Consider the following 26,248-nt stretch of genomic DNA (forward strand, 5'->3'; position numbering starts at 1 on the left):
ACGCGTCAACAACAGTTGTCTTGCATATGTCTACGCCAAACGGTATTTCCTGTTCCGGCTCGTCGGGGACGCGGTCGCCTCGACACGACTAGAAGCAGGCAGGAGCCTCCGCAGGCCAGCGTTGCAATGACCAGGCGCGGCCATCCCTTACCCATCTCTCAATTTGTCTCTTACGTATCTCTCAATTTTTATTAGAGATGCTGATAAGTGATTAAGAGATGCGTGAGTGAGAAATTGAGAGATGATAGGAATCTGGCCTAGACAAGGAAACAGCCTCCTTGACGAAGGCGGCTGTTAGCATGGAAATCGAGTCACCCATCCATTTGAATATACGTACGTAATAACGTACACTTTGAGTAGCAAACAAAGAGAGGAGGAACCGAACATGACCACTATGACAGCGACAGCTCTGCGCAAAGACCTCTACAACACGATCGAGCGCGTCAACGAGGATTGTGCGCCCGTCCACATCACCAGTAGCCGCGGCAAGGGCGCCGTGCTCATCGGTGAAGACGACTGGGCGTCAATCGAGGAGACGCTTTATTTGCAGAGCATCCCCGGAATGACCGAAAGCATTCTTGCTGCACGCGAAGAGCCTCGCGAGGAAGCCCTCCATCTCGAAGATGTGGAGTGGTAGCTGTGTGGGATATCGAACTGACCAAACAGGCAGCAAAGGATCTCAAGCTCATCCGCGCTGCAGGATTCGGAGATAAAACGCATAGCCTCATTGAGGTTTTGCAACGAGATCCCCTCTCCCCCATTCCATCCTACGAAGCGCTCGCGGGCAACCTGAGCGGATGCTATTCCCGGCGCATCAATCGACAGCATCGATTGGTTTATGAGTTGCACCAAGATCCACATGAACGGAAGGGCGTCCAATACGAGGGCACAGCGCGCATCCTTCGCATGTGGACCCATTACGAGGGTCTCGGGAGACGGTAGCTACCCAGGCGACCCTTCATGCGTGAAATGGGCGCCTGAAGGGTCGAAACACCTCGCAAATGCCGAAATGGCGCATGAATTATGAAGCGGAACCCCTGACGATACAAAAAAATGGGCACCCGAGCTCGACATATTCGAACTCGGGTGCCCATTGCATATGGCGATGAAACCGATGCCGCCTGAGCGCGTCACATGCCCTGCGCGGCGTACCTGGCCTCGGTGGCCTCCTTCGCGGGGCGCCACCAGGACTCGTTGTCGCGGTACCAGGCGATCGTCTCGGCGAGGCCCGCGTCGAAGTCGGTGTGCCCGGGCTCCCAGCCGAGCTCCCGGCGGAGCTTCGTGGGGTCGATGGCGTAGCGGCGGTCGTGGCCGGGGCGGTCGCGCACCCAGTCGAAGCCGTCCTCGGGCAGCCCGAAGGCGCGCAGGATCGCGCGGAGCACCTCGATGTTCGAGCGCTCGCCGTCGGCGCCGACGAGGTAGGTCTCCCCGATGCGGCCCCTCGTGAGGATCTCCCACACGGCGGCCGAGTGGTCCTCGGTGTGGATCCAGTCGCGGACGTTGAGCCCGTCGCCGTAGAGCCTGGGGCGCATGCCGCACAGGATGTTCGTGACCTGGCGCGGGATGAACTTCTCCACGTGCTGGTAGGGGCCGTAGTTGTTCGAGCAGTTGGAGATCGTGGCGCGCACGCCGAAGGTGCGCACCCATGCCCTCACGAGCATGTCCGAGGCGGCCTTGGTGGAGCTGTACGGGGAGCTGGGATGGTACGGCGTCTCCTCGGTGAAGCGCGCGGGGTCGTCGAGCGCGAGGTCGCCGTAGACCTCGTCGGTCGAGACGTGGTGCAGGCGGACATCGTACTTCCGGCACGCCTCGAGCAGGCGGAAGGTGCCCTCGACGTTCGTGCGCAGGAACGGCTCGGGGCCGGCGATGGAGTTGTCGTTGTGGGACTCCGCCGCGTAGTGAACGATGGCGTCGTGCCCGGGGACGAGCCCGTCGAGCAGGCCGGCGTCGCATACGTCCCCCACCACGAGCTCCACGCGGTCGGCGGGGAGCCCCGCGATGTTCTCCGGGTTGCCGGCATAGGTGAGCTTGTCAAGAACGGTCACGTGCACATCCGGGCAGTTGTTCACCACGTAATGGACGAAGTTGCTGCCGATGAAGCCGCAGCCGCCGGTGACGATGATGTTGGTGGGATTGAATGTCTCGGACATGCTAAACTCCGTTCACATCCTTCGGAACAACCGATCCGTTGTGTTCTGCTTCGTCGGCAATGGAAACCAAGTAGCGTCCATAATCCGTCTTGGGCATTCCCTCCCCCAAAACGCGCAGCTCAGAAGCCCCAATAAACCCGCGTCGGAACGCTACCTCTTCGATAGCGGCGACGTAGTATCCTTGTCGCGCCTGCACCGCTTCGACGTACTCAGCCGCCTTAAGCATACCCTCAGGAGTACCGGTGTCGAGCCAGGCCATGCCGCGACCCATACGCTCCACAGTAAGCTCGCCGCGATTGAGGTAAACGTTGTTTACACTCGTGATTTCCAGTTCACCACGCTCGCTAGGCTCCACAGCTGCGGCAATGTCAGACACACGGGAATCATAGAAATAGAGCCCCGGCACAGCGTAGTTTGACTTGGGGTGCTCGGGCTTTTCCTCGATTGAGACGACTTTTCCTTTTTCGTCGAACTCGACGACCCCGAACGCCCTCGCATCGCGCACGGGATAGCCAAAAACAACCGCACCGCCGTCGCGTTCCACGTGCTCGCGCGCACGCCAAAGCACGCGCGAGAGATCCTGGCCATGAAACATGTTGTCACCAAGAACAAGCGCGCAAGGCTCGCCAGCAAGGAAGCCGCGCCCGATGGTAAACGCTTCCGCGAGACCACGTGGTTTTGATTGTTCTGCATATTCGATGCGCATGCCAAGGTGCGATCCGTCATGAAACAGCTCTTGGAACGCCGGCAAGTCGCGCGGCGTAGAGATAATAAGCACATCTCTGATACCCGCAAGCATAAGTACCGAAAGCGGATAATAAACGAGCGGTTTATCGTAAACCGGCAAAAGCTGTTTGCTCACCGCCAAGGTAGTCGGATAGAGCCTCGTGCCGGATCCACCGGCGAGGATAATGCCGCGCATAGATTACCTTCCATCCGCTATTGTGCCGCGCATCGCGTCGAGGCCAACTGATTAGGCCCTCTTCAGCGTGCCTCTGTCTACCTCTTGACCAACGCCCGACTTTGTTGCTGCGCAGAATCCATCCGCAAAAGCGCATCAGCTTTTTCTGCAAAGTAATCAGCAACTCGAGAATCGGCCAGCAGGGGCGCAAAAACTTGAACGTAGTGCAGTCCTGGGTGCGAATTAATCTCCATTATTTTCGGACCGTCACTCGTCAATCCGATATCAAACCCCAGCCATTCAAGAGGTCGCAGCCGTTCAGAGACAGAAAAGACGAGATTGAGTACATCGCTCCATTCGTCAATCGACCCCGTGAGCGATGCCCCACTTTCAGGATGCGTATCAACGTCGATCGTCTCTATCTTAGATACGAGTTTTCCATTACCGAACATGCCGGCTTGGACGTCCACGTCCGCAAATAGACCAGAAAACTCCCCCGCGCCTCCTGAAATAGCATAGTTAGCCGCTTGATCCGAGCCACAAGCAAAGCGAATATACGACGCGGCAATGAATGGATCTCGCCCTATGGGAGCGCATACAACAACGCGGAGCGTATGAATCAACGGACTAATGCGGCAAAACTGATCGCTTGGACGGATGAACTCGGTAAAGATATAGTTCGGATGCGCAGACGGGAAACGTTCGATATCGCCCACATCGACAGGGCGCCCGTTGATGGTAAACCCGTCTGTTGAATGAGCCAGCTTGTAGAAGCCCTGTGCGAGGGATCCATTGCATGGCTTACACGCCATCTCTCCAAGAGACTCCAGCGCACTAGCAAGGGAAGTCACATTCGGGCAGTTCATAAGGGGAACAAGAGCGCCCTTTTGAGAATAGAAATAATAGTCCGGCATCGCCTTTGAAAAACTGCCCTCAGCGAGAATGAGCTTGAGCGTAAGCTTGTCGTTGATCCAAATACGCTGCCAAGAGTTAAGAGGCCACAATCTCGCGTATTCGTAATCGGAAAGATACAGTTGCTTGTTCTCTTCTGTTACGTCCCACACCTTAACCGATTCGGCAAGAAAACCGTTGGCGTGAGCGAACTCGATCTCATCCCTATCAAATGAGCCGTCACACCGCTCCTTCTCGACCTGAGCAAGCCATTCCTCAGCCATCCTACGGGTAAAGCCATTGGCAATCAGTTCTTCAACGTACATCTCTGCCTCGCTAGTAATCAGCCGAAAGAATGCCCATGTGAATCAAATCGACCCATCGACCACATTTGAATGCAGCCTCTCGACGAGTTCCCTCGCGCTTGAAACCAACCTTTTCGTATACATGGATTGCTGCCGCATTGTCCTCAAGAACATCAAGCTCAACACGGTGTAGCCCCAAGTCATCGAACGCATGCCGGAGCATCTCCTGGACAGCAAATGTGCCGGCGCCCCTACCTTGATTAGACTGGGAGCCAATCATGATGTGAAGCGTTGCTCTGCGTGAAACCCAATCAATCCCGGCAAGCGTCACTAAGCCTATTAGCGGGTCTTCCGACAGGGAGCCGTCAACGATGGCGCATCGTACGGTATTCCCCCGACTCTTCAGATAGGAATCGAACCATGCTTCATCAATCTCAGCGCCAATATACCGGAACGGGGCACCCAGCGATGCAATGAGCGCCCTATTCCTACGCCAAGAGTTGATGGCCGGAATATCGCCGCGCTCGAGCTCTCTTAAGATAAACATGAATCAAGCACCTCCAGTAGCCTGTCCATATCCGAAGTCGAATACCGTTGATCGACGGGTAACGGCAGCACTCCTGTTGAATATCGCGACGCCGGAGTATTCCCATCTGCAGGGCAATCCGGCCAGAGCAGCGGAATATAAATCTTCTGAGAAATCAGCTTTTGTCTTATGCTCGGCGCTCTATCGCCCAAACAGAGCGGATACATAAAGGCCCCTACTGGCGCATGGAGCCTCAAGGCATTTATCTTAGAGAGAGGTTTGTCAAGAATTGCCCAATTCGTATCACGACGTGTGCGCACTGCAGAGTAATCAACTGCGCGTAAGATGTTTTCGGTAATTGACGACATACGCTTAGGGGGCTCATTGGTAAATAGTTCGTTATTCTTCCCCGCTTGTTCAAAATACTCAGATGCGGGGCGCTCGAAACGACCTAAAAGAAAGCCCATTCGGTCATGAGATTCATCTCTTGGAAGCGTGCGCGCGAGCCGCAATCCATCGCCTGTTGATAGGTACGCTCCATCCGATACACCAAACCATTTGCGGCATGTATACACTGTATCCACCCCGGGCCACGGCTCTCGAAAAAAACCCTGTGATTCATCGACGATGAGTCTGCCACCACTGAATCGTTGCGCTGCGGCGATATCCTCGGAATTCAGCTGCCCGTAATAGTCCATAAGGAGCATCCACTCCCCGGAAGCAACCCTGAATGAGCTGTAATCCGGAAGAAGCCGAGCGTTTACCGGATAGACAGCAGCTCTCACGCCTTCGCGTTTAAAAAGGCTAGAAACAGATTTGCACATCAGATCTGGAATCCAAACGGTATTAATTCCGCGCAACTCCACAAGATAAGCAAGGGCACCGCGACCACAATTCAAGGCAATCAAATCTTCGTGAAGTAAATCGCCGGAAAAGTGCTCGAATTCAAGGTAGCCGCCCAATTCCCATGTTGTCTCTGTTGCCACCCTACTCAACCTCCATACAAAGAGATTCAGAGTTGCCGAACAACCTCTCACGCATCAGCTCAGCGTCTGGAAATTTCATAAATGCGATGCCAATTGCATTTCCAGCATCCATAAAAGCGTCGACATGATCGCCGGGCTTCTTATAGAGCACCTCACGATACACATATTGATCAAGCTTTCCATAACCTACGCTATGGAACCGACCAGCCTCTCGGGCATGAAGCACCACATGAGCGCATACAGCCCCGGATGTTGAAGCATCCCATGCGGGCACCAGGGGATTCTCGCCCATGGCGCATAGAACGTTAGATGCAATGAGATCGCAGCCGCTTGCATCCGACAACTGCACGGGAATCATATTTCCACCCGCCCGAGCGCCAAGCTCCAAAATATACGGCTCTCCAGAACGACCGATTATCACCTCGACGTTTAATTCTCCCCCGACGATCCCGAGTGAAGAAACCAGCTTCTGAAGAGCCGATTTCACTCGGCCAAGCGCCATCAGGTCGAGAGAACAAGGCAGCATCTCACCAATGGGAACCATACCGCCGCCCCTCGCTTCTCGAAGGCAGTCCATCAGACCCCAGAACTGAATTTCTCCGCCGACAACAAAAACATCGCCACCAATGACGTTCGGATAGGAGCGTTCGATAAACTCCTCCCCAATAAGAACACCGTTGCGAGAATGAGCACGCGCTTCTGCAAGCGCAGACTCCAGGCTCCCCGCTTCTTTTACGACCGTTACACCTTTTGACCCAGAGGAATCGGTCGGCTTGAGCACAATCGGAAACGTGAGATCCCCTAAAAGCCCAGCCGCTTCTCCCCCAGACGCATCGACGGGAATCTCAGCGAAATTAGGACACGGAAGTCCAATCTTACGGAGATGCGCCCGGAAGCGGTGCTTTTCAGAGAGTGTTTCGACAGACTCAAGCGGGTTGCCGGCAAGATTCATCTCCTGCGCAACATATGCTGCCGTGGGAGCGGCGGGGTCTGAGGCATACGCCAATACACCCGAAACCCCCTCTTGTCTTGCCACCTCAAGAACTGCTTCTCGATTGGTCGTACTGACCAGATAAAAGACATCGGCAACATGTTGGCCAGGATTATCCGGAAGATAATCGCACAGGACGGTACGGTAGCCGAGCGAATGTGCCCTCTCAATCGCTACCACCTGTTGTGAAGATCCGCCCAGAAGGAGAATGGAACGCCTGCCACTCATCGCATGCACCCCAGAACCACGTCGCAGATCATATCCACGTCCTCGTTCGAGAGCCCCTCGTAGAGCGGTAGCGTGAGCACGCGCACGGACGCCTCCCGCGCTATGGGAATATCGCCGGGATTAAAGACACCCCGATAACAAGGGAAATCGCTCGTAAGCGGATAGAAGTAACGACGCGCTCTGATGCCGTGCGCCGCGAGCGCTTCAAGCACGTCATTGCGCGTCGCGCCGAATTTATCCGGATTGAAAAGAACGGGCATATAGATGTGGTTCAACGAAACTTCAGGAGTGGGCTCGAAAAGGCGAACCCCCTGAGCACCCTCCAAACGCTCACGATAGCGGGCCTCAGCACGGGCGCGATCCGCAATCCAATCATCCACATGGCGCAGATTCACAACACCCATCGCAGCGCGAAACTCGTCGAGCTTCGCATTCCCGCCCGCGCATTCCACCTCACCCGTTTTGGGATTAATGCCGAAGTTCCTCCATGCGCGCAAGCGATCCCTCACCGCAGAGTCGCGAAAGCAAACCGCCCCGCCCTCCACCGAATGGAACACCTTAGTAGCATGGAGCGAGAGCATGCTTGCATCGCCAAAAGATGCAGCCGCCGCATTGCCCTTACGCACACCGAACGCATGGGCAGCGTCGTATACCACCTTAAGTTCGTGAGCACTTGCCATACGCTGGATCGCGTCCACGTCGCAAAGATTGCCATACACATGAACGCCCAGGATAGCGCAGGTGCGGGACGTAATCGCCGCTTCGACAAGAGCAGGGTCGATGGTGAGATCATCTGGCTTTACATCGACGAACACCGGCTTGAGCCCGCAGCGGACGATGGCGTTCGTGGTCGACGCGAAAGTATATGACGTTGTTATGACCTCATCGCGTCCGTCCGCCCCAAGCTCCAAGGCCTTGAGCGCACACTCGAGTGCGAGATGTCCGTTCACGAAAAGCTCGACGTTTTCCCCAACGCCGAGGTACTCTCCGAGACCGGATCGGAACTTCTCGTGCTCGACACCTGCGTTGGTGAGCCAGTGACTCTCCCATAGGGGACGAATTTCCTCGACGTACTCGTCAAACGGAGGCATCGAGGACCTGGTAACCAGGATCTGCTTATTCATTTGTCAAGGTTCCCTTCAATTTGGCGGCTAATGATGTAGCAGCGAATAGCTAAACGAACTTAACGGGAAGTCAGCTCTTTCAACATAGAGAGCAAGTATTCCAGCGCCTCGACGTGAAGCAGCCTCGCAAGCCCAAGATAGGTAATCGCAAACACGACAATCTGCAAAATCATGAGGACCGCGCCTGAAACAGGGCACAAAGAGACTAGCCAGCAAAATAAAACAGCAGCCAGTGTTAGCAATATCGCTGGGGCAATGTCGCGGATCTGCTCACCATAGGAATAGCCGATGACGCGTCGGTTCGGCCACGAATTGACTACGGTACTGACCAGTCCTGTGACCAAATATCCTGCAACCATAAAGTGAATGTCGCGAACAACGAACGCCGCAAAGAGAATCCATACAACACCATAGGCTTTCTTCACAATCTCAAGCCTCAAGAACAGGTCGCTGCGGCCCATACCGTTCAACGCCTGCAGATTCGCTGTATGAATGGGAAGCATTGCGTAAACGATGCAATAGATCTGCAGAAACCAGATGCTCTCACCCCATTGACTGCCCAACAGCAGTGGAACAAGTTCGGGTGCAAGCACGGCAAACAAGCTCATCGCCGGAATGACCAAGAAAGTCGATGTTTTGAGCGCACGGCGGACGAGCCGTTTAACTTGAATGACATTATTCTGTACCCGGGAAACGGCAGAAAGCATAACCGGTTGAATCGCGCCATCAAGAATATTACCAATTGCCTGCGGATACTTTTTGCCTTGCGAAACGTAGCCAAGCGCTGTTGCAGAAAATTGCCTGCCAATGATAAGGTCCGAAAGGCTCTGGTACCCCTGATCAAGTAAACCTGATACCAGAAGGCGAGAACCAAACCCGAAAAGCCTCCGTGCGCTCTTTACCGAGAATTCAAAATGAGGACGCCAATCGAGCTGCAACGCATGGGCGATGCAGCTCGAAACCTGATACGAAAGCTGCTGAACAACGAGAGCCCAGACGCCTGCGCCAGCAAGCGCGCAACCAATACCGAGCGCTGCGGAAGAGACAGACGATACGACCGTCGCATTGAAGATCTTCCGCATCTCGAGCTGGCGCGTGATGAGAGCAATCTGGACGGCGTTGTACGCATTAACGACGAGCAGCAGCGCGAGCACACGAAGCGGCAATACGAGAGCGGGCATGGAATAGAAGCTCGCAATAGCGGGAGCCGACAAAAACACAGCAACGTACAACACCAGCGAGATGGCGAAACTCATCCAAAAGACGGTTGAACAATCCACGCGCTCGATGCAATCTGCCTGGATGATGGCAGTATTCATCCCCGATTGGACTACGACGTTTCCCAGATTCACAAAGACGAGCATGATTGAAAGCATGCCAAACTGCTCCGGTGCGAGCAGGCGAGCCATGATGATCTGAACGACAAGCTGTACAACCGCATTGCCCCCACGTTCAAAAAGCTTCCACACAAGGGAGCTAATTGTTGCTTGTCTTATATTTTTCTGCGCCATTATGTGCTCTTAACTATTCAATGTCTCTGCTTTGGTCAATTGCATGTAGCTCTTAACCGAGAAAGCAGATGGGGGGCATATGCCTTGCCAAGATAAGCAGCAAATTGATACGGCCCCTTTGATGCAGCTCGAAATAAGTAGCACTTCTTCCTAAGCGATTTATAGTCGCCGCTGTAGAACAGGAGACCCATTTCTTCATCTAAGATAAGTTTATGGATGATTGGGCTGTATTTCCCTTCGGTATAGGCGTCAAAATCCTTATACATGCGAATATACTGCTTGCACTTACGAACATTGCGCTTTGGATTTGATGCCCAAACTGAAGTCAGCGAGTTTGGATTGTTCACTCGATACACACATGTAACGGCATCAATATAGTGAGCATAACCAAATTCTGTCAGCATGAGCTCGATAAATCGATCTCCATTAAATGCGTCTGGAGAGCTCTTGGGGAAACGGCATCGATCATATTTCTTGTACACAAAGGAGGCGAACGGCAAAAATTCCAGCTCAAGCATTCCCCTGGTATCAATAACATTGCCCTCGTCCAAAATGGCGACATCGTTTTTTGTATAGGGGAGCATGGGCCTCCGGTAGAAATCCCCCGTCTCAGAGTTAAGCCTCAGAGCATTGGTGAAGCACAGGGTGCAGTTTGGGTGTTCCTCCATATAGCGAATCTGGGTCTCAAGCTTATACTCGTCAATCCAATAGTCATCGCCCTCGCAAGGTGCGATATACTTCCCTCTTGCCGCACTTAACCAAAAAGAGTCGATAGGGCGCCCCTGCGACAACTGATTAACTCTTTGACAGATTGGCTTGATGAGCATTGGGTACCGCCGCGCATAATCCTTGACTATATCCGCGGTTCCATCAGTAGATGCGTCATCATGAACTATGATTTCAAAAGGGAAACTCGTCTTTTGGGAAATAAAGCCGTCCAAGGCTTCATGAATAAATCCAGCATGGTTGTAAGTAGTACAAACAATACTAACAAGCGGTTCATCCATTTCCAAAATCACTTTCCTTAAGCGTAATAACAGATCTCGTGCTGTCAAGACTTGAGCAACCTCACCGCACGCTTTATCGAATAAACCCAGCAACCCCAAGCAAAAAGTGATAGGCAAAATAAGTCACGTCGACAATATCGGCCAAATACGCTATCTGAACAAATCCCGACGCAATAATCATTATCGCAAACGCAGAATTTACTATGAGTCCAAAGTAGCCCTTTATCTGCTCTCCTTTTATCAACAGAACCAATACAGCCAAGGGCATTGCATATCTAAAAAAGACATCAAAGGTAATGAATAACCCAACCGAAACAGTTAACAAGCACCAGAGAAAAATCAGACGATAAAACGGAGCAAATTTTTCCTTTCCATCAAGCCTCCCATACATGAAAAGTCCTAGCAGTGACATTCCCATGTAGAGAAACCTATATCCTGAAATTAAACTGCTGTTCTGAGAGGCAATTGCCCACACATCGCCAGTCGAACGAACATATAGCGCCAGTCGATTAGCTGCGGAAGCAATAATGGAAAGACCGGGGATGCCGCCGAATACCAAGCTGATTACGGGCTGAATGGCGACCACAATGGGAACGATTGTGATAATTAACGCCCCGAATAAATAAAGGATACTGGATCTGATGTGAGCCTTTGCAACGAAAGAAAGGGCTACGATTGGAAGAGTCGAATAGTGCAGCAAGGGCGCACTAATATATAAAATGTAGATGATGGGAGATTTTTTACCTCTATATAAATCTAAATATGCAGCCATAAGAACTATTGAAAATGCAAGGGTGCTTCTTACATAGGAAATCATATTGAAAAATGGCACTAGGACGATATATGAACACAAAATGATTAGTGCATGCCATCGATCTGTTTTCTCTCTAAGGCAATAATCAAAAATTATGTATGCAGGAACTGAATATGCCACAAAACCGACAATAAAATTGAGCAAAAACCCCAGTCTTAGATTGGCTAAAAGCCAGAATATTAGCGTGTAAACAATTTGGCCCGAATAGCTCCCACCCATATTGGCAGCCTCTAATAATGTCAGGCCTCTAAAACTGTCGATTAGCGAAGCGTATCTATCTAAATCTGATTGAACAACCGTATCAATGCACGAAGCAAGTATACCGAACAGCATGCCAATAGCCACCGCGGTCAAAAACGGGGACTGCCTGCCACGCAACGCGAAACAAATGTAAATTGGCGCTAGCAACGGAAAGAAAACAGCTGATAAAGATGCTAGAACATACATATGCAATCCATTGAAACCGATTCTGTTTTACGGGTCTTCTCTCTATTACACGAGACTTAAACCAGATAAACGGGCATACAATTCAAAAATCGCTAAATATAGCTTGGGAGATACTGAGAACAGGAAGTATCTAATTCGTATTAATTGTGGCAAACGCCTATCGTGCATGTATTTCCTAGTCTCATTCTTCAAGTATCCTGTCACTCGATACAGAACATCATCGTTTACATTTTTTGAATTAATAATATATCGATACAGGCTTAACCAAATTGAAGCCCGATAGTGTTTGTAGAACTCAAGTAAGCTCTCATCATAAAGACTCAAGCATTCTTTAAGCTTATTCAGCTCATCATTGGCATCAGCCAAGTGTTTTTCCGAAATAGAAAGGGATCCAGTAATTGATCCCCTCCTTACAATATAGCCATATCCAGGATAGTCCAAATAAGAAATGCATGAGGTCTTTGATGAAGCAATCACGACGGGGATTGTAGCGATGTCCTCATAGTAGTGTCCTTCAGGAAACCGAAACTTGTCCCAAAGGTCAATTAAATAGAGTTTCCCGCAGGCGCTGATAGAAATGTCTCTTGACAGAAGCATCCGCTTTATACAGCATTTATTGCTCAACAAACTAATACTTGGATAATTATCTTGCTTAACACTGTACTGATTAGCTTCTTTAATTCGTTTTAGGGCACAGATTGACACGTCAGAATTATTCTTTTTAATTGCCTTATATAGGAATTCAATATACTTTGAATCAATTAAATCATCACCATCAACAAAAGAAATGTACTTACCTTTCGCTGCCTCAATTCCAACATTCCTGGCAGAAGATAAACCCCCATTGTGTTTTCTTATGATGGTTATTCTGGGATCGAAGCGAGCAATCTTTTCACAGCGAGCATACGACCCGTCTGTCGAGCCGTCATCTATTACAAGTATTTCTAAATTACCGTAGGTTTGAGCAGAGATGGATTTCAGCGTATTTTCAATATAATCTTCGACGTTATACACCGGCACAACGACGGAAATTAAGTCTGATTCACTGACAACCATTTAGCGACCCCACACGTTCCGATTCACGTAGCCCGTGAAGCCTTGCACTATCTTCGTCACCTTAGCCGAAACGTCCGCATCGCCGTAGTCGGGCACGGCGGCCTCACGTCCCTTGAGCGTCGTCTCAACCGCGACGGCTTGGAGCAACCCCTCTGCCGTGATGGAACCTAGGGTGAATACGCCCCGATCCACAACCTCCTGCCTTTCCGTCGAGGTGCGCAAACTCACCGCTGGGAATCCGAGCAACGCAGACTCCTCCGCAAGCGTCCCGGAATCCGAGACCACACAGTATGCGTTGCGTTGCAGCTGAACATAATCATGGAACCCAAACGGGCGGTGCGCTCGCACCAGCGGATGGAACGTTGCCCCACGCTCCTCAATAAACTTGCGAGAACGTGGATGCATGCTGTAGAGAACCGGTACGCCATACGCCTCGGCAAGGGCATTTACCGCAGCGACAAGCTGATCAAAATTGCATTCGTTGTCGATGTTCTCCTCGCGGTGCGCCGAAAGCAGAATGAATCGCCCTTTTTCAAGGTCTTCACGCGCGAGCACGTCGGAAGCTTCGATGCCCTCGCGGCTCGCTTCGAGAACCTCGCGCATGGGCGAGCCCACCACGAAGGTGAGGTCGGGCGCAGCACCAGCCTTAAGCAAATTCCTGCGAGCATGCTCCGAATAACAAAGATTCACGTCGCTCGTCGTATCAACGATGCGCCTATTGACTTCCTCAGGCAAATTCTCATCGAAGCAGCGATTGCCTGCTTCCATATGAAAGATGGGGATTTTCAAACGCTTCGCGGAGATGACGCAGAGACAGGAATTCGTGTCGCCGAGCACTACGAGTGCATCAGGACGTACCTCGCTCATGAGGGCGTAACTTTTTGCGAGCACATTGCCCATCGTTTCGCCCAAGTTCGCACCTGCCACACCAAGGTACGCATCGGGCTCGCGCAATCCCAGATCCTCAAAGAATACTTGGTTAAGCTCATAATCGTAGTTCTGACCAGTATGTACCAAGATGTGGTCGAATACTGTATCAAAGCATTTGATGCACTCGCTCATCTTGATGATCTCTGGACGAGTGCCCACAACAGTCATGACCTTGAGCTTGCTCATGCAGCGTCCTCCTCGAGCACCCCTTGATAATGCGGATAAAGCTGAACATGAGAGCGAATCCACGTGGAGAGCTCATCCATCTGCTGTTCATAAGGCACGGGACGATACGCATCTAGCAAGTCAGTGCGCACGAGTGACTTATCTGCACCGTGTCCCTCAACCGACCGAACGACAATCGCGCCTCCACGGAAATGCCGATTGAAGAGAGAAAGCAGCTCGAACTTTGTCACGCCCGATCCATCCGGCACCATGTTTACCAGCCCCGAAGATCCATCTGATGCACATGCTTCAATAGCCTTCGCCAGCTCAAGTGTGGTAAGCCCCGTCCATACGGCACTCGTCCAGCCATCAACTGAACCACTCTGTGCCATGAACCAATTGAGCAGACCGACTCCCGCAGGGTCGATGTCAGGCCCCACAATCGACTGGCGGAGCGTAAGGTTGCGGTAATCGCGCAACTCACCGAGCGCCTTGGCACGTCCATAGAACTCCGTAGCATCCGGTACCGACGCCTCCGAATATGGACCGTCGTTGCCTTTGAAAACGCAGTCGGTTGATAGATGAAACACGCGGGCACCGACGCGCTCGCTCATGGATGCCACCGCATGGGGGAAGTACGCATCGAGGTACACTGCTTGGTCATGATGTGCTTCACTATCTGCTAAAAGCAGCCCAATGCAATTAACTACCACATCCGGTTTGAATTCGATCATCGAGGAGAGCAGCCCATCAAGGTCGTATGCATCGCCCTCGGTATGTTGTTCGAGAAACGACGCAGGCCGACGGGACCAGCCAAGCACCTCATGATCCCGCTCCTGCAAATAAAGGGCGATCATATGCCCCGCCATCCCGGTGGCTCCGAGCACCATGACGCGCATGCTACTGCACCGCCTCGTGCTCACGGCCCTCGAGGGCGAGCCGGACATATTCGGCTGTCTTGATCTTTTCAACCGTCTCGGCGACATTGAGGCGTCGGGTGTTATGGCTTGTATACGATTCATCCGCCATCGTTTTAACCTCGCCTTCAACAAAGAATTTGTCATAATTCAGGTCTCGGCTATCGCTGTGCACGCGATAGTAGTTGCCCATATCTTCGGCTCGCAACACCTCTTCGCGAGTCATAAGCGTCTCAAAAAGCTTTTCGCCATGACGTGTTCCGATGACACGCGTTCCGGTATGGCCAAATAGTTCTTGCACCGCTTCGGCAAGATCACCGATGGTAGAAGCGGGGGCTTTCTGAATGAAAAGATCACCGGGCTCGGCATGCTCGAAAGCGAACTGCACCAGATCAACTGCTTCATCAAGATTCATAAGGAAGCGCGTCATTGCCGGATCGGTTACGGTAACCGGTTCCCCTGCCTTAATCTGTCCGATAAACAACGGAATCACACTGCCGCGCGAGCACATGACGTTTCCGTAGCGCGTGCAGCAGATCGTGGTGCGGCCCGCACCGTTGCGAGCGTTGGCATAGATGACGCTCTCCATAAGCGCCTTAGATTTACCCATCGCATTGATGGGATAGGCGGCCTTGTCAGTTGACAGGCATACCACGCGCTCCACGCCCCCATCAATCGCGGCATGTAGCACGTTGTCGGTACCGATGACATTGGTGCGAACAGCTTCCATAGGAAAGAACTCGCATGAAGGAACCTGCTTAAGCGCGGCGGCATGAAACACATAGTCCACACCTCGCATGGCATCGCGCACCGATTGCGCATCCCGGACATCGCCGATGAAAAAGCGTACTTTGCTGGCATAATCTGGAGTTTGCTCCTGCAGGCGATGGCGCATATCGTCCTGCTTTTTCTCATCGCGCGAAAAAACGCGAATCTCGCCAATACCAGACGATAGAAAATGCTTGAGCACAGTGTTGCCAAAGCTACCAGTACCGCCGGTTATCATGAGCGTTTTGCCTACCATGGACTCTGGAATCATCGTTTGTCCTTCCCAGACAGCCCGAGCAAAATACCTTCGAGCGTTTCCATATGCATTTCCTTTGTGAAGTTCTCGGTAAAATACAATCGAGCGCGTTCCCCCATCCCATCGAGAACCGAGGGGTCTCGAACGATGCGTTCAAGCTCACACGCGAGAGCATTAGAATCGCCAGCTGCCACCACGCATCCGCATCCAGCCGATTCAACTACCGACTTAATGCCACCACGAGCAGCGGCGATAATGGGTTTTCCCGCTGCCATATATCCCTGAAGGCGCGTCGGTATCGTCGTACCGACCCATGTATCTCCGTTGAGCGCAAGGATGCACGCATCTGCCATGCGATACCACTTGGGCATCTCCTCGAAGGGTCGCCGACCATGCAATATCACCCGGTCGCCAAGGCCATGCTCTTCGATATAGCTCTTCGTCTCATCGAAACACGAACCGGAGCCTACAAAGTGAACCTTGAAGCCCTCCTTGCACTCCATTTGCTCAACAGCATGAAGGATCACGGGGATATCCTGGGCACGACCCATGTTGCCCGCGATGAGGAAATTGACACCCTCATGAGGCTCGCGCAAATCCATCTCCAGGTACTCCGTGCTAGCGAACTGTGGCAGGAACGCCATGCGATCCGCCGGAATGTCATGCTGCTCGCCGAGATATTCGAAGAATGCTGGCGACTGAACCGCAACGATGTCCGCGGCTCCATAGAGGTTCTTACTGATGCGCCCATAGTGCTTTACCAGAAACTTCAAATGATTGCCGATGACGACCTTGAGAGACTCCGGCCACAGATCGAGGCAGTACACAAGCAGAGGCGTCCCCTGTAGGCGCTTATACAAAGCAGCAGGCTTCGCCATCATGACAGGCGATGTTTGGGGAACATACACCACATCGTAATCGCCCTTGAGCTGCTTTACCCTCATCGAGGCAAACCATGAGAAACTATGGTAGTTCAGTCCCAAACGAATCGGATTTCCGCCACGCTCCAAAAGCGGTACGCGAATAATCTCGACTCCGTTGTGTACCTGTCTGCGATTCTTTCCATGACGGTACGCATCGGGAATGTGTCCAGAGGGGTAGTTGGGAAGGCCGGTGAGCACCGTGACCCGATGGCCGCGCGCAACGAGGTCTTCGCACTCGGCAACGATTTGAAAATCCTCAGGCCAGTAGTATTGCGACACCACAAGGATGTTCATGCGCTGCTCGTCGGGCAACACGCCCCTGCCCGTAGGTCTCTCTTCCCCATCCGTCATCCGCTGAGCATCGTCCGTGTATTCCTCGACGAGCTCATGCGCTCGCGCGAAAAGCGGAACCCTGCCTGCCGGATACAGTCGCCAGAGCACCGGTTCGAACAGCTCAAGCTTCCACACCAAGAATAAGGCGACCGCCAGATCCAGCACGATCGCGATGGCGCGGATCGTGAGCCCGGCACCAGCAATTACAACCCCCGAGAAGGCGAACACGATGCTTACCGCATACATCGTAAGCACGACGCTCCTCTGGTCATACCCAAGCTTGAGCAAGCTGTGATGGATATGCCCGGCGTCCGGCGTATCGAATGAGACCTTTCCGCGCACCCTGCGGATGATTGCGGCAAGGGTATCGAGCACCGGCACACCTGCGATGATGACAGGAACGGCAATCGCCGTGATCGTGGAAACCTTCATGCTTCCCGTCAACGAGGCGATGCCGAGCGCAAACCCCAAGAGCAGCGAACCCGAATCTCCCATGAACGTCTTCGCTGGATGAAAGTTATACTTAAGAAATGCAAGGCATGAGCCAACGAGGCAGGCGCAGATGAGCGTTGTTGCGGCATTTGCGCGATACACCGATACGGCGATGAGCGCAGCCGCAGCGATACCCACAGTTCCAGCGGCTAGGCCATCAAGTCCATCGATGAGGTTCACGATGTTGCAAAACGCAACGAGGTAAAGAACCGTGAGCGGATATGCGACCCAACCCATCTCAAGCACGACTGAACCGTCATAAGCACGGATGTCGGAAATGAGCGCTCCCGATGCCGCAGCCACGATTGCAGCGATGATCTGCAAGGCGAGCTTCGCCTTCGGATTGAGCTGCTTTACATCGTCTATGCACCCTGCAAGAAACACTATTACGAGCGAGGCGAGAAGCCCGGGCGCAGAGACACCAGCACCTAAGCCGAGCGTCGGCTCACCGAACAGGAACACGACGACCACAAGCGGAATCATCACGCCCAAGAAAATTGCCACGCCGCCCAGACGGGGTGTCGCATGGTCATGGATGTGACGTCCTCCGGGGACATCCATCGCTCCGATTCGCTTAGCAAGCTTCATGCTCAGGGGCGTCGCGATAAGCGTAATGGCAAACGCCACAACGGCGGCAATGGCCGCTTGCATCCATCTATCCACGATGCTCAATTCCTTGTCTTGCTAACAATCTCAACTCCGACCTTGATCGTCTTCGTGCGGCCGAGCAGGTGGACATCCATATAGGCAAGCCGTTTGTGCCGGTCGATCTTCTTGATCTGCGATTCGAGCCCCACCAGGGGGCCGTCGGTGATCACCACGCGATCGCCTTCGACGACGCCGATGGAGGGTTCCACCACGTGCCGTCCGCCCGTCAGACGCTCGAGCCAGCGCTCCTCGTCCGATGAAAGGGGGATGATCTTGCCGTCTTGCATGAGCATGGCCGCGCGCGGCGGAGCCTGCTTGATCTCTCGCGAAAGCTCGTCGACATCGAGCATCGAGGTCCGTACATACACGTATCCGGGCGTGAGCAGCTCGTCCACATCCTGCCAGGAGCCGCGGATCTTCTTCTGAAAGCGAAAGCGCGGGGCAAAGAGTTCGTAGCGCCGCGCGTCCCCCAGCATGCGCTCGAGGGCGTCGATGGTCGCCTGCTCCCTACCCGTCAAAACCTGCATGACATACGTTCGCATGGCGCCACCCCCTCCCCGGGCATGGCTTCGCCCACGCGCCGCGCGCACGCAAAACGGTCTCTTCATCCCCCTGCGGGCGCCGGCGACGCGCTCCAGGCGACGATCGCTTGCCTACAAGGTATGTCTCGCGGAAAACCCTGAACGAGTTCCCTGCTGCGGGAAGATCGCGCGGCCCGAAGCCCCCGATCCCGCCGCAGAAGGAAACTCCCCTTCTGCCTGCTACGTGCGGAAATGCGCGCCCCGCACCGAATACGCGCGCCGTGCGCGGGCGAGGTAGTCGTAGTGCTCCACCCGGTGCGCGTCGCTCGCGATGTAGCTCACGAGCTGCTCGTCGAAGAGCCGCTTCGCGGGCTTCTTCTCGCGTCCGAAGCGCCCGCCCGCGATGAAATCGGCCGAGGCGCACAGCTTGCAGCCCTGCCGCACGAGCCGGCGCGCCACCTCGATGTCCTCCTGCACCGCCCGGTACCGCTCCGGATGCGCGATGATCACGGTGTAGCCCATGCCCTGGAGCTCGAAGATGGTGCGCTCGTACTGCTGGAACTCGAGCTTGCCCGCGCGCGTGGAGAGCTCGAGCAGAAACTCGTCGCTCCCGTCGAACGCCAGGCGGCTCACCCACGCCAGGCCAAGGTCCATGAGCTTCGCATGGTTCACCTCGAAGCCCATGGAGAGCGGGAAGCCGTCCGCGTGCGCGCGCAGCAGCTCGAAGGCGTCCCACATGGCGTTGTAGTCGAAGTACGGGTCGCGGCAATGCGGCGTGCACACGATGCTCGTCACGCCCGCGGCCTTCGCGGCCTCGAGCATGCGCAAGCTCTCATCCAGGTCGCGCGCGCCGTCGTCCACGCCGGGCAGGATATGGCAATGCATGTCCCTCATCGTATGCACCTCCTTCTTGCGAAGCAGGTTGGAGCAGTGCCCCCCCCCCGCTGAGATTTCACCTATTTACGGGAGAACCTGCTGCTCGTGGCCTGGGCGCCCGCGCGGTGCGGGTTCACCGGGCGCACCTGGGCGACGCCTGCGTTGGCGTGCGCCGCTGCAGCCGCGGCGGCAGCGGTGAACTGCGAGGTCTCGGAGGGCGACGCGGCGTGCCGGACGGGCGTCGCGGGCTCGGCCGGAGCAGCAGCCGGCGAGGGCGTACCCGCGGCCGCGGCCGCGCTCCCACCGCGCTGTGGCGGCAACGAGGGACCGTCCTCGGTGTGCCCCTTGCTCTTGCGCACGCGCTTGCCGTCCTTGTTGTAGTAGGCGTAGTAGTACTCGCTCGACTCCGCCGCGACCATGTTCATGACGACGCCGATCACGTTCGCGTCGGCCTTCTTGAGCTGCTCGTAAGCACCCAGCACCTCCGCGCGCTTGGCGAAGCGCTCGCGCACGACGAGCACGGTGGCATCCACGATGGCCGCGATCACCGCAGCGTCGACGAACGTGCCGATGGGCGGCGTGTCGAACACGATGTAGTCGTAGTCAGCCGTCACGGAGCCCACGAGGTGCAGAAAGCGCTTGCTCGCGAGCAGGTCGGCCGGGTTGGGGATGTGCGGCTCGCAGTCGAGGAACGAGAGGTTCGCGTGCTGCGTGGGCACGACCGCCTCTGAGAGCTCCACCTGGCCGGAGAGCACGGCGTAGATGCCGTAGCGGGCGCGCGCGCCGATCATGTCGGCCAGCGAGCGACGGCGCATGTCGCACTCGATGAGCAGCGTGCGGTTGCCGCCCGAGGCCATGGCCTGCGCGAGCTGGTAGGCGACGGTGGACTTGCCCTCGTTGGGGACGGAGGACGTGAGCACGATGGACTTCACCGGCTTGTCCACGCTCGCGAAGCGGACGTTCGCAAGCAGGGTCTTCGCGGCGTTCTGCACCACAGCGGCATCCGAGCCGCTCTTCTTCTTGCCGAACATCTACTTCACCTTCTTCATCTCGGGGATGCGCCCGATCACCGGCACGCCGAGGAGCTCCTCGACCTGCTCGGACGTGCGGACGCGCGTATCAACGAGGTCAAGCACCACGACGATCGCCACGGCCAAAAAGAGCCCCGCCATGAAGGCGACGGCGATGTAGAGCGGGCGGTTGGGGCCGCTCGGCGCTTGGGGCACGGGCGCCTCGTCGATGACGTTTACGCTCTGGACGTTCATGACCTCGCGCGCCACCTGCGAGACGTTCTTGGCAAGGGCGTTCGCCACGTTGGCCGCGCCGCGCGCGTCGGCGCCGGTCACCGAGAGCGTGATCACGCGCGTGGTGGACTCGCTCGACACGGTGATGTCGTACGCGTTGAGGTTCGGGAGCCCCAGGTCCTCGGCCGCGTCCGACATCACGCGGTCGCTCTTCAAAAGCTGCGCCACGTCGTTCGTGAGCATCTGGCTCGCGGAGAGGTCGCTCGAGAGCGCGCCGCCCGACTCGCCCTCGCTCGATGCGAGCACGTACATGTCCGTCTGCGCGGTGTAGGTGTTGCGCATGACGAGCACGCTCGCGAGCGCCATGGCCAGCGCGCACGCGATGGGCAGGAGCACCACGATCTTGAGGTGCTTGCGCAGCAGTTGCAGGAGTTCCAGAAGAGTCATCGATTGCCTTTCACTTCAACGAGAGCGTGTCCTACGATGCGGCCGCGACGTCGTCGGTCGTCATCGCGTTCTCTGCAAGCCCTTGGTAGTCGCGGGGCGCGGGCGAGTTGGAGGCCGCGCCGAGCTCGGTGTCCGCCTGCTGCGCCTCGGGGATCTCGGCGGTCTCGCTGTTGGGGTCGAGACCGGCATCCGTGAGCTGCATCATGCGGCGCCATTCGTCGAACATCGTGCCCACGTAGCTCACGCCGTCCTGGTAGAGCGTGTAGCTGGGGCAGATGGCGGAATACATGGTGAGGTCCTTGCCCACGAACTGCTGGGCGAGCTCCACGAGCTGGACGGCGGAGAGGTCCGTAGTGATGCAGCTCGCGAGCTTGGAGATGAGGCCGGGGAGCTCGATGGGCGAGCTCGCGAGCACCTGGCGCACGATGGCCTCGACGAGGATGCGCTGCGCCTGCGCGCGGCCGAAGTCGCCGCCCGAGACGTGGTAGCGGTCGCGCGCGAACGCGAGGGCCTCGTCGCCCGTGAGGAGCTGCTCACCGGCTTCGAACGTGTAGGTGCCCGTGGAGAACGATTCGGGCACGTCGACCCACACGCCGCCGAGCATGTCGACGACCTCGACGAGGCCCTCGAAGTCGATGCTCACGTAATGGGTGATGTCCACGCCCGCGAACTGCGAGATGCAGCGCACGGCACCGCCCGCGCCGGAGAACGCGTACGCGGCGTTGATCTTCTGCGTCTCGCCGTTGATGGTGACCATGGTGTCGCGCGGGATGGAGATGAGGCTCACGGTGCCCGCCTTAGGGTCGATGCGCGCGAGCATGATGACGTCGCTGCGGCTCGCGTCATCGCCCGGGCGCGCGTCGCGGCCGAGGATGAGCGTGTAGAACGCGTCGCTATCGCTCGTGGTGTCCGCGAGGCTGTCCTCGAGGTCCTGGCGCTCCTGCTCGTCGTCGACCTGCATCGAGGAGCTGAGGCCGCCGAACCACACGGCGAAGATCGCCACGAAGACGAGGGCGAGGGCGAGCAGGCTGCCGCAGCCGATGCCGAGCATCTTGAGCGCGGGGTGGCGGCGCTTCTTGACGCGGCGCAGCGGCTCGTCCTGCTGGACGGGCGTGACGGGCTTTGTTACCGTGCGCGCGGCAGCGTCGCGGCGCGCTCCCTTGCCCGGGGCGCCCGCGGATTCGTGCGAATCGTTTGTTACAGCTGCTTTGAAATGCCTGCCGGAATCTGAAGGCGGCTGTCCTTGCCGCCCCTCAGCCACGGGAACGCGACGATTGCCCCCCCCCAATGACATTCTTCATGTCATCGTGCCTGGGTTCGCTCATCGTCTTCCCTCCTTTCGGCTATGGCTCGCAATCATTCCGGTACCGGAAGCCTTCGCGCTCGCGGCGCGCTCCCGGAACATACGACGTTCATTGTACTCGACGGCTGCGCACTTTGCCACCCTGCGGTGCCCCCTGCATTCTCACCGTTCCTCCACGTTTCACGCGATGCCTCCTGCCGCACGGCGCACAACGGGCGCAAAACGGATACTCTTATAGATGCGTGCGTGACCCGCCGATGCCGGGCGGCGCGCCGGGCATCCAGACCACACGAAGGAGGCCACCCCATGCACGAGCGCCTCGAGCGATCGATGAAGTACCTCGCGCTGCTCTCGCAGCAGTTCCCCACGCAGCAGGCGGTGTTCACCGAGATCATCAACCTGCAGGCCATCCTCAACCTGCCGAAGGGCACCGAGCACTTCATGAGCGACCTCCACGGCGAGTACGAGGCGTTCATGCACATCCTGAACAACTGCTCCGGCGTGGTGCGCGAGCATGTGGACGAGGTGTTCGAAGACACCCTCACCGAGGCCGAGAAGGCCGACCTCTGCACGCTCATCTACTATCCGCACGAGAAGCTCGCCCTCGTGCGCGCCGCCCGCCAGGACTCCCCCACCTGGACGAAGCAGACGCTCAGCCGGCTCATCGCCGTGACGCGCCGCCTGTCGAGCCGCTACACCCGCTCGAAGGTGCGCAAGGCCATCCCGCACGATTTCGCCTACATCATCGACGAGCTGCTGCACACGCACCCGGACGAGAACAATTACCGCGTGCGCTACCACGAGCGCATCCTCGACTCCATCCTGGAGACGGGCTCCACCGAGGACTTCATCTCCTCGCTCGCCGAGCTCATCAAGGTGCTCGCCGTGGACCACATCCACCTCGTGGGCGACATCTTCGACCGCGGCGGCGGGGCGGCGAAGATCATCGACCGCCTCATGGCCTGCAAGCATCAGCGCACCGACATCCAGTGGGGCAACCACGACCTGCTGTGGATGGGCGCGGCGGCCGGCGAGGAGGCGTGCGTGGTCTCGGTGCTGCGCAACAACCTGCGCTACGGGAACTACGAGATCCTCGAGAACGACTACGGCATCTCGCTGCGCGGCCTCGTGGCGTTCGCGGACCGCACCTACCGGGCGGGCGAGCGTATCACCCCGCTCATGAAGGCCGTGAACGTCCTGCTCTTCAAGCTCGAGGGGCAGATCATCCAGCGGCACCCCGAGTTCGACATGGAAGACCGGCTGCTCTTGGGCAAGATCGACCGGGAGGCCGGCACGGTGGAGATCGACGGCGTCACCTGGCCGCTCGTGACGCGCGACTTCCCCACGCTCGACCCCGAGCACCCCTACGAGCTCACGCCCGAGGAGCGGCGCATCGTCGAGAAGCTCGTCGCGGAGTTCCAGGGTTCCGACCACCTGCGCCGCCACGTGGACTTCCTCTACCGCAACGGCTCCATGTACCTCAGGCGCAACGGCAACCTGCTCTTCCACGGCTGCGTGCCCATGAACGAGGACGGCACGTTTGCGAGCATGAACTGCGAGGGCACCTGGAGGAGCGGTCGGGATTACCTCGACTTCTGCGACGGCATCGCGCGGCGCGCCTGGCGCGACGGCGACCGCGAGGCGCTCGACTGGCTGTGGTACCTGTGGATCGGCTTCCGCTCGCCCGCGTCCGGCCGCCACGTGAAGACCTTCGAGCGCTCCTACATCGAGGACACCTCCACCTGGAAGGAGCCCATGGACCCCTACTTCACGCTCACGCACGAGGTGAGCGCCTGCGACGCGGTGATGCGCGAGTTCGACATCGCGCCGGAGACGGGCCACATCATCAACGGCCACACGCCCGTGAAGACGGCGAGCGGTGAGAAACCCATCCGCGCCGACGGCAAACTGCTCGTCATCGACGGCGGGTTCTGCAGCGCCTACCATCCGAAGACGGGCATCGCGGGCTACACGCTCATCTCGAGCTCGCGCGGCATGCGCCTCAAGGCGCACGAGGCGTTCAAGAGCGTCGAGGAGGCGCTCGTGCACAACGCCGACATCAAGAGCGAGACCGACCATTTCGCGCAGGCCACCCACCGCATCATGGTGAGCGACACCGACACGGGCGAGGAGATCCGCGAGCAGATCGGCGACCTGCGGCTCCTGCTCGACGCCTACCGCACCGGCGCCCTCCCCGAGCGCGCCTGATGCATCAAAAAGGGACGGGTTCAAAACGTTACTTTTCTCACGTTTTGAACCCGTCCCTTTTTGACCTACAATCTCTCATTCGGGACTTTCTGGCAAAGGAGCAGCATGCGCCACCTCATCGAGCAGATCATGAAATTCGGCATCGTCGGCATCATCGCCACGATCATCGACTTCGGCGTGCTCATCTTCCTGACCGAGGTTTTCGGCCTGAACCCCGTCGTCTCGGCGACGATCTCGTTCATCGTGTCGCTCATCTTCAACTACGTGGCGAGCATGCGCTACGTGTTCCGCCACCGCGAGGGCATGAGCCGCGAGCGCGAGTTCGCGATCTTCGTCGTGCTCTCGGTGATCGGCCTCGGCATCAACGACGGCCTCATGTGGCTCGGCACGAATTACGCTGACCTCGACTACCGGCTCGTCAAGGTGGGCGCCACCGCCATCGTCATGGTGTGGAACTTCGTGACGCGCAAGATCTTTCTGGAGGAGAAGGGCGCCTAGCGAAACGTGCAGATTTAGCGCTGCTTTTCTGAGCACTTGATAAAAATGTTCCCGCGAGCTTACAAATCACTGACGTTACGGCTATAGTCAAAGACCCAAGCGGGCTGTCCGCGCCATGCGAACGCGCCCGTTACCCGAGATGTTTGGAGTGGTTCGGTGCGCAGCGTGCTCACAAAGCCGGCGGTTCAGCAGTTCAGCAAATTCGCTGTGGTGGGGATCATCTCCTTTGCGGTGGATTGGGCGCTGCTCGTCGCCCTCACCGAGTTCCTGCACGTGGATTACCTCGTGAGCACCTCGATCTCGTTCATCGTGTCCGTGGCGCTCAACTACGCGCTCAGCATGAAGTACGTCTTCACGCATCGCGACGACATGAGCCGCAAGCGTGAGTTCACCATCTTCGCGATTCTCTCCGCGATCGGCCTCGGGCTCACCGACGTGCTCATGTTCGTGGGCGTCACCGTGCTGAACATCGCCTACCAGCTCACGAAGGTGCTCGCGACCTTCTGCGTGACGTGGTACAACTTCTTCACGCGCAAGAAGTTCCTCTCCACCACCGAATAGCCCGCGCGGCGACGCGCGCCCGCACACCCTTTTACGCGCAAAGCGGCGTCGAGAACACCTCGGCGCCGCTTTTGATTTCCCAGATTGGGCGAAAGGGAGTGCGGCGGCCACCTTGGACCGCCTACGTCGCGTAGCCGAGGCGCCCCCTGCGCCCGGCGATCGTATCGTACACCGTCCGCCCGCCCTCGCGGAAGGCCTTGAGGCGCCCGGTCGCGTACCAC

The 26,248-nt window shown here is 56.6% G+C and carries 25 protein-coding genes; 5 read left to right on the top strand and 20 right to left on the bottom strand.

Features of this window, described 5'->3' with window-relative positions:
• Positions 1-385 precede the first annotated feature (385 nt).
• Both B5G02_RS08685 and B5G02_RS08690 read left to right on the top strand, forming a co-directional pair.
• The gene (locus tag B5G02_RS08685) at positions 386-637 is read left to right on the top strand and encodes a type II toxin-antitoxin system Phd/YefM family antitoxin (protein WP_094335924.1); all 252 of its coding nucleotides are present in this window, start codon (positions 386-388) and stop codon (positions 635-637) included.
• A gap of 2 nt (positions 638-639) precedes the next feature.
• A complete protein-coding gene (locus tag B5G02_RS08690) occupies positions 640-942 on the top strand; it encodes a Txe/YoeB family addiction module toxin (RefSeq protein ID WP_094335925.1) in 303 nt (100 codons plus the stop codon).
• Between the two features lie 188 nt (positions 943-1,130).
• On the opposite strand, the gene rfbB is transcribed toward B5G02_RS08690, so the two are convergent.
• The 20 genes from rfbB to B5G02_RS08785 all read right to left on the bottom strand — a co-directional run bounded on the left by rfbB (position 1,131) and on the right by B5G02_RS08785 (position 22,718).
• Positions 1,131-2,150, bottom strand: a complete 1,020-nt coding sequence (gene rfbB, locus B5G02_RS08695) for a dTDP-glucose 4,6-dehydratase (RefSeq protein WP_094335926.1) — start codon at positions 2,148-2,150, stop codon at positions 1,131-1,133.
• Position 2,151: 1 nt separating this feature from the next.
• Positions 2,152-3,072, bottom strand: a complete 921-nt coding sequence (rfbA, locus tag B5G02_RS08700) for a glucose-1-phosphate thymidylyltransferase RfbA (protein ID WP_094335927.1) — start codon at positions 3,070-3,072, stop codon at positions 2,152-2,154.
• Between the two features lie 77 nt (positions 3,073-3,149).
• Positions 3,150-4,268 (bottom strand): sugar-transfer associated ATP-grasp domain-containing protein, encoded by a 1,119-nt coding sequence (locus B5G02_RS08705; protein ID WP_094335928.1) that lies wholly within the window; start codon positions 4,266-4,268, stop codon positions 3,150-3,152.
• Positions 4,269-4,278: 10 nt separating this feature from the next.
• On the bottom strand, positions 4,279-4,794 hold the full coding sequence (locus B5G02_RS08710) for a GNAT family N-acetyltransferase (protein WP_094335929.1): 516 nt from the start codon (positions 4,792-4,794) through the stop codon (positions 4,279-4,281).
• Positions 4,782-5,759, bottom strand: a complete 978-nt coding sequence (locus B5G02_RS10080) for a hypothetical protein (RefSeq protein WP_143758301.1) — start codon at positions 5,757-5,759, stop codon at positions 4,782-4,784. The genes B5G02_RS08710 and B5G02_RS10080 overlap by 13 nt, the downstream gene beginning before the upstream one ends.
• Before the next feature lies 1 nt (position 5,760).
• Complete coding sequence (locus B5G02_RS08715) at positions 5,761-6,978, bottom strand: ATP-grasp domain-containing protein (RefSeq protein ID WP_094335946.1); 1,218 nt, start codon at positions 6,976-6,978, stop codon at positions 5,761-5,763.
• Entirely contained in the window at positions 6,975-8,102 is a 1,128-nt protein-coding gene (locus tag B5G02_RS08720) for a DegT/DnrJ/EryC1/StrS family aminotransferase (protein ID WP_094335930.1), read from the bottom strand. Before B5G02_RS08720 ends, B5G02_RS08715 begins: the two co-directional genes overlap by 4 nt.
• Before the next feature lie 59 nt (positions 8,103-8,161).
• A complete protein-coding gene (locus B5G02_RS08725; protein ID WP_094335931.1) occupies positions 8,162-9,613 on the bottom strand; it encodes a lipopolysaccharide biosynthesis protein in 1,452 nt (483 codons plus the stop codon).
• A 35-nt stretch (positions 9,614-9,648) separates the two neighbouring features.
• Positions 9,649-10,620 carry a glycosyltransferase family 2 protein gene (locus B5G02_RS08730; protein WP_094335932.1) on the bottom strand — a complete coding sequence of 324 codons (972 nt, stop codon included), beginning with the start codon at positions 10,618-10,620 and terminating at the stop codon, positions 9,649-9,651.
• A gap of 73 nt (positions 10,621-10,693) precedes the next feature.
• Complete coding sequence (locus B5G02_RS08735; protein WP_094335933.1) at positions 10,694-11,881, bottom strand: EpsG family protein; 1,188 nt, start codon at positions 11,879-11,881, stop codon at positions 10,694-10,696.
• A gap of 45 nt (positions 11,882-11,926) precedes the next feature.
• Positions 11,927-12,937 carry a glycosyltransferase family 2 protein gene (locus B5G02_RS08740; protein ID WP_094335934.1) on the bottom strand — a complete coding sequence of 337 codons (1,011 nt, stop codon included), beginning with the start codon at positions 12,935-12,937 and terminating at the stop codon, positions 11,927-11,929.
• Positions 12,938-14,053, bottom strand: a complete 1,116-nt coding sequence (locus B5G02_RS08745; protein WP_094335935.1) for a UDP-N-acetyl glucosamine 2-epimerase — start codon at positions 14,051-14,053, stop codon at positions 12,938-12,940. It abuts the gene before it with no gap.
• A complete protein-coding gene (locus tag B5G02_RS08750; protein WP_094335936.1) occupies positions 14,050-14,931 on the bottom strand; it encodes a sugar nucleotide-binding protein in 882 nt (293 codons plus the stop codon). The genes B5G02_RS08745 and B5G02_RS08750 overlap by 4 nt, the downstream gene beginning before the upstream one ends.
• A 1-nt stretch (position 14,932) precedes the next feature.
• Complete coding sequence (locus B5G02_RS08755; protein WP_275080510.1) at positions 14,933-15,988, bottom strand: polysaccharide biosynthesis protein; 1,056 nt, start codon at positions 15,986-15,988, stop codon at positions 14,933-14,935.
• On the bottom strand, positions 15,985-18,384 hold the full coding sequence (locus B5G02_RS08760) for a glycosyltransferase (protein ID WP_143758303.1): 2,400 nt from the start codon (positions 18,382-18,384) through the stop codon (positions 15,985-15,987). Before B5G02_RS08760 ends, B5G02_RS08755 begins: the two co-directional genes overlap by 4 nt.
• A 5-nt stretch (positions 18,385-18,389) precedes the next feature.
• On the bottom strand, positions 18,390-18,911 hold the full coding sequence (loaP, locus tag B5G02_RS08765) for an antiterminator LoaP (protein WP_241146210.1): 522 nt from the start codon (positions 18,909-18,911) through the stop codon (positions 18,390-18,392).
• Positions 18,912-19,130: 219 nt separating this feature from the next.
• Positions 19,131-19,784 carry a tyrosine-protein phosphatase gene (locus tag B5G02_RS08770; RefSeq protein ID WP_094335938.1) on the bottom strand — a complete coding sequence of 218 codons (654 nt, stop codon included), beginning with the start codon at positions 19,782-19,784 and terminating at the stop codon, positions 19,131-19,133.
• Between the two features lie 62 nt (positions 19,785-19,846).
• Entirely contained in the window at positions 19,847-20,797 is a 951-nt protein-coding gene (locus B5G02_RS08775) for a CpsD/CapB family tyrosine-protein kinase (RefSeq protein ID WP_094335939.1), read from the bottom strand.
• Complete coding sequence (locus B5G02_RS08780) at positions 20,798-21,457, bottom strand: YveK family protein (protein WP_094335940.1); 660 nt, start codon at positions 21,455-21,457, stop codon at positions 20,798-20,800.
• A 31-nt stretch (positions 21,458-21,488) separates the two neighbouring features.
• The gene (locus B5G02_RS08785) at positions 21,489-22,718 is read right to left on the bottom strand and encodes an LCP family protein (RefSeq protein WP_241146211.1); all 1,230 of its coding nucleotides are present in this window, start codon (positions 22,716-22,718) and stop codon (positions 21,489-21,491) included.
• A 348-nt stretch (positions 22,719-23,066) separates the two neighbouring features.
• Between B5G02_RS08785 and B5G02_RS08790 the strand changes: the two genes are divergently transcribed.
• From B5G02_RS08790 to B5G02_RS08800, 3 genes are all read left to right on the top strand, one after another.
• Positions 23,067-24,968 carry a fructose-1,6-bisphosphatase gene (locus B5G02_RS08790; protein WP_094335942.1) on the top strand — a complete coding sequence of 634 codons (1,902 nt, stop codon included), beginning with the start codon at positions 23,067-23,069 and terminating at the stop codon, positions 24,966-24,968.
• A 105-nt stretch (positions 24,969-25,073) separates the two neighbouring features.
• Complete coding sequence (locus tag B5G02_RS08795) at positions 25,074-25,466, top strand: GtrA family protein (protein WP_094335943.1); 393 nt, start codon at positions 25,074-25,076, stop codon at positions 25,464-25,466.
• Positions 25,467-25,631: 165 nt separating this feature from the next.
• Entirely contained in the window at positions 25,632-26,027 is a 396-nt protein-coding gene (locus B5G02_RS08800; protein ID WP_428843243.1) for a GtrA family protein, read from the top strand.
• Positions 26,028-26,248: the final 221 nt, after the last annotated feature.

Origin of the sequence: [Collinsella] massiliensis (assembly GCF_002161605.1) — a bacterium.
Classification (GTDB): Bacteria; Actinomycetota; Coriobacteriia; order Coriobacteriales; family Coriobacteriaceae; genus Enorma.

Bases quoted from the DNA above. Each gene is read 5' to 3' on its own strand.
- B5G02_RS08685 (WP_094335924.1), top strand. From the start codon at position 386: ATGACCACTATGACAGCGACAGCTCTGCGCAAAGACCTCTACAACACG.
- rfbB (WP_094335926.1), bottom strand. From the start codon at position 2,150: ATGTCCGAGACATTCAATCCCACCAACATCATCGTCACCGGCGGCTGC.
- rfbA (WP_094335927.1), bottom strand. From the start codon at position 3,072: ATGCGCGGCATTATCCTCGCCGGTGGATCCGGCACGAGGCTCTATCCG.
- B5G02_RS08705 (WP_094335928.1), bottom strand. From the start codon at position 4,268: ATGTACGTTGAAGAACTGATTGCCAATGGCTTTACCCGTAGGATGGCT.
- B5G02_RS08710 (WP_094335929.1), bottom strand. From the start codon at position 4,794: ATGTTTATCTTAAGAGAGCTCGAGCGCGGCGATATTCCGGCCATCAAC.
- B5G02_RS08715 (WP_094335946.1), bottom strand. From the start codon at position 6,978: ATGAGTGGCAGGCGTTCCATTCTCCTTCTGGGCGGATCTTCACAACAG.
- B5G02_RS08720 (WP_094335930.1), bottom strand. From the start codon at position 8,102: ATGAATAAGCAGATCCTGGTTACCAGGTCCTCGATGCCTCCGTTTGAC.
- B5G02_RS08725 (WP_094335931.1), bottom strand. From the start codon at position 9,613: ATGGCGCAGAAAAATATAAGACAAGCAACAATTAGCTCCCTTGTGTGG.
- B5G02_RS08730 (WP_094335932.1), bottom strand. From the start codon at position 10,620: ATGGATGAACCGCTTGTTAGTATTGTTTGTACTACTTACAACCATGCT.
- B5G02_RS08735 (WP_094335933.1), bottom strand. From the start codon at position 11,881: ATGTATGTTCTAGCATCTTTATCAGCTGTTTTCTTTCCGTTGCTAGCG.
- B5G02_RS08740 (WP_094335934.1), bottom strand. From the start codon at position 12,937: ATGGTTGTCAGTGAATCAGACTTAATTTCCGTCGTTGTGCCGGTGTAT.
- B5G02_RS08745 (WP_094335935.1), bottom strand. From the start codon at position 14,053: ATGAGCAAGCTCAAGGTCATGACTGTTGTGGGCACTCGTCCAGAGATC.
- B5G02_RS08750 (WP_094335936.1), bottom strand. From the start codon at position 14,931: ATGCGCGTCATGGTGCTCGGAGCCACCGGGATGGCGGGGCATATGATC.
- B5G02_RS08755 (WP_275080510.1), bottom strand. From the start codon at position 15,988: ATGATTCCAGAGTCCATGGTAGGCAAAACGCTCATGATAACCGGCGGT.
- loaP (WP_241146210.1), bottom strand. From the start codon at position 18,911: ATGCGAACGTATGTCATGCAGGTTTTGACGGGTAGGGAGCAGGCGACC.
- B5G02_RS08770 (WP_094335938.1), bottom strand. From the start codon at position 19,784: ATGAGGGACATGCATTGCCATATCCTGCCCGGCGTGGACGACGGCGCG.
- B5G02_RS08775 (WP_094335939.1), bottom strand. From the start codon at position 20,797: ATGTTCGGCAAGAAGAAGAGCGGCTCGGATGCCGCTGTGGTGCAGAAC.
- B5G02_RS08780 (WP_094335940.1), bottom strand. From the start codon at position 21,457: ATGACTCTTCTGGAACTCCTGCAACTGCTGCGCAAGCACCTCAAGATC.
- B5G02_RS08790 (WP_094335942.1), top strand. From the start codon at position 23,067: ATGCACGAGCGCCTCGAGCGATCGATGAAGTACCTCGCGCTGCTCTCG.
- B5G02_RS08795 (WP_094335943.1), top strand. From the start codon at position 25,074: ATGCGCCACCTCATCGAGCAGATCATGAAATTCGGCATCGTCGGCATC.